The sequence below is a fragment of the Moorena sp. SIO3I6 genome (assembly GCF_010672095.1).
Genome location: NZ_JAAHHU010000480.1, coordinates 1 through 3,230, shown reverse-complemented (window position 1 = coordinate 3,230; position 3,230 = coordinate 1). Strand labels below are relative to the sequence as shown.

Genomic DNA, 3,230 nt, shown 5'->3' with positions numbered 1-3,230 from the left:
GTTTAACCATCTAGCAAGTCAGATGGTTAAACTGTGACTCGTCAAGACCCAATAGTGGAGCCGACAATTCTCCTATAACTGGAATAATTCTTGAGCTTTTGGTTTCATTCCATAGGCTATACGACTCCAGGGCTCTTTGCAGTCTCTGCTTACCTTTCTCAGAAGAGGTGGCACGTACGAGACAATATATATTCCCTTGAGTTTGTTCGAGGAGTTCAGAGAGTAAATAAACTCCCAAAAAGCCTGTTGCTCCAGTCAAAAAGATATTTTTCGGCTCAGTTATATCTTCAAAAGCTACAGACTGATTCTGAATTTTGGAGTCTAAGATTACTTCAGCCCTCAAGTCCTTAACTTGATTAGTAACCTGTGTACCATCGTTTCTCTTCTCAATAGCTTGGGCCACTCCTGCTACGGTGGGTGATTCAAATAGGTCCTGTAGCTTAAGTTCTATTGAGAAAGCTGCTCGCACACGAGAGATTACTTGGATAGCTAATAGGGAATGTCCTCCCAACTCAAAGAATTTATCGTGTATACCCACCTTTTCTATACCCAACACTTCTGCCCAAATGTCTGCTAAGACCTTCTGTGTTTCCGTTTGTGGAGCCACATACTCCGTTGACAGACTACTGACGAAATCTGGTGCTGGCAATGCCTTACGGTCTACTTTGCCATTGGGAGTCAGAGGCAGTTGCGACAACACCATCAACCCCGATGGCACCATATACTCTGGTAACCGCGACTGTAGATACTCTCTCAACTGCGGTATCAGTTCCTTTCTGAACTGAGAACTCAAGGGATTATTCCCATAATTATTCCAGTTACTTGCTGCCACCGATTTTTGAGTGAGCGGTGTTAACACTATCCCTTCTTTGGCTAACTCACTGCGCACAAATACCCCATCCATCAATTCGGGACTACCTTCTGCTGACCAACACAACTCTAGAGAATACCCATTATCCGAACTCAGTTGATGTAGCCTCTCTGGGTCGATGCCATTTACTGGCTTTGACTCTAAAAACTGCCTCAACTGCTGCACATTCTGTTTTGATTCTGGCTGTGATAGCAACTCTACCAAATCTACATCATTAGCTACTCTGCCATTGACTAAACCACTAAAGCAAATTGATTCTGGCCCTTTGTCTCGCAGATAATTTTCTATCTGTTGAACACTCAGAGAAGCTCCACTTTCTACAGTCGGTGTTATTACTTTTCCTGGTTGTGCCTCTATATGCAACAGTACGCTATAGCGATATTTATTCAGTTCATTGTGTTCTGTTCCCCTCTGTAAACGGATTTGTACATGAGTTATTTCTGGATGTTTTTCTTTAAGAGCTACAAACAACTCTGGTGACACTAACAACTCTTTCTCCTCCTCCATTTGTCTGTCTATCTTTTCTAAGAGTTGTTGTCGTGACAATGAGGGAGTTGCTTGATATAGTTGCACCGAACTGTGAAAGGCTCTCATTAATGGGAAACTGCGGATATCCCCTAAGACAATCATCCCTCCTGGTTTGACTACCCTGATACTTTCTTCTATTACTTGCAACAGATACTCAACACTAGGGAAATACTGAACTATGGAACTCAGCAATACAACATCGAAACTGTTATCTGCTATATCAGCCATGTTATCCGCTCGTTTCTGTGCTAAGGAAACATCACCATATTTGTCTGGTTCCTGTTCTATTTGTTGTTTGATGTATTCTAATGAAACATTGGATATATCTGTACCATAATAGTTTTGTGTCTGGGGTGCGATTTGAAATAGCAGCATTCCTGTACCACAACCTATTTCCCACACACTCTCTGGTTTCTGGGCTAAGACTTGAGTTACTATATCCCCTGCCCAGATGCGCATTTGCTCTACTGGTATGGGTTGGTTGTCGTAACTGCTGCGCCAACCAGCAATGTTGAAAAACGGGTCAGTGAATTGTCCTAGTTCTGAATGAATTCTTTCATTAAATACTTCTTGCCAACTGTCGAGTTGATTCTCTAATAGTTCTCGGTTTTTTGATACTTGCTTGCTTCTCTGGCTATCAATTTCTTTGCTACCCCACTGACGTAATCCATAGATGTTATATATCTGCGTCTTTTCTAAGAAAGTTTCTTGCTGGATTTTTAGCTGATATCCTTGAGCTTTTAGCAACTCCTCCACTGCCGCTAATCTGCCATTTATATCATGCACTTCCACTACTATCTGTTTGATTTTCGACCAATCCTCTGATTCAATACCTTCTAGCACCTCTAACTCACTTTTTTCTACATCTATTTTGAGTAAATCTATCTGTTCCACCCCCTGCTCTCTTATTACTTCTGATAGGGTTCTTAACTGGCAATTAACTTGTTGCTGTGTTTGGAACATATAGCTACTCACTTGTTCGAGTTCTTGACTCGATAACTTGCTTTGTTCCCCAGTCTCCTTTTGTTTGTTGCTCAAGAAAGTTTTCATCATTTCTTGTTCTTGGTTTTGGTCTGCGTATAGTCCAGACACTACTGAATTCTCTGGGTAATAGGTAAAGGTCTCCATTCTGGTTTGGTTTGATAGACCACATTCAAATAGCTTTACCTTTGAAATATACAGCTCTGTGTTCATTTCCAGTACTTTAAACACTGGCGGTATTGGTTCAAACGCAAATATCTCTAAATCTTTCACCTGTTGCGATGCAAACAGACTGAACATCCCAATATTTGCTCCTACATCAAAGATACAATCTCCTTCATTAATCCTTATTCCATGCTGAAAATATTCCGCATTTTCAAATATCTCTTGGTACAAAAAGTCGGTTTCATTTTGATTTAGATGAACGATTACCATGCCATTAGGTAAGTGATACTGGTAACCAGTTTTTAGTCTTCCTTCTTGTTCCCATTGCAGCAGTTGTTTTACTTGTCTACTTCCCTTATAATTCGGCACTATATACGCCACTAACTGCTGCTGTCCTACTTGATTTTCTCTGAGTGTTACTAATGTTTCTTCTACCCCTGGATGTTCTTCTATGGCAGATTCTATTTCTCCTAACTCAATCCTAAAACCCCGCATCTTTACCTGGTGGTCTATGCGACCCAAAAACTCTATATTCCCATCTGGTAAATATCGAGCTAAATCTCCTGTTTTATAAAGTTTGGATTTTTCAGTATCTTGGGATTGGTCGAAGGGGTTGGGAATAAATTTTTGTTGTGTTAATTCCTCTCGTTTTAAGTAACCTCTGGCTAAACCTGCACCTGCGATG

1 protein-coding gene is annotated in these 3,230 nt (G+C 40.8%); it reads right to left on the bottom strand.

Translation table 11 applies throughout. From position 1 onward, the window contains the following. Positions 1 to 10: 10 nt before the first annotated feature. Positions 11 to 3,230 (bottom strand): FkbM family methyltransferase (locus tag F6K49_RS38245; RefSeq protein ID WP_293105514.1); only part of this gene is annotated, 3,220 nt, incomplete at its 5' end.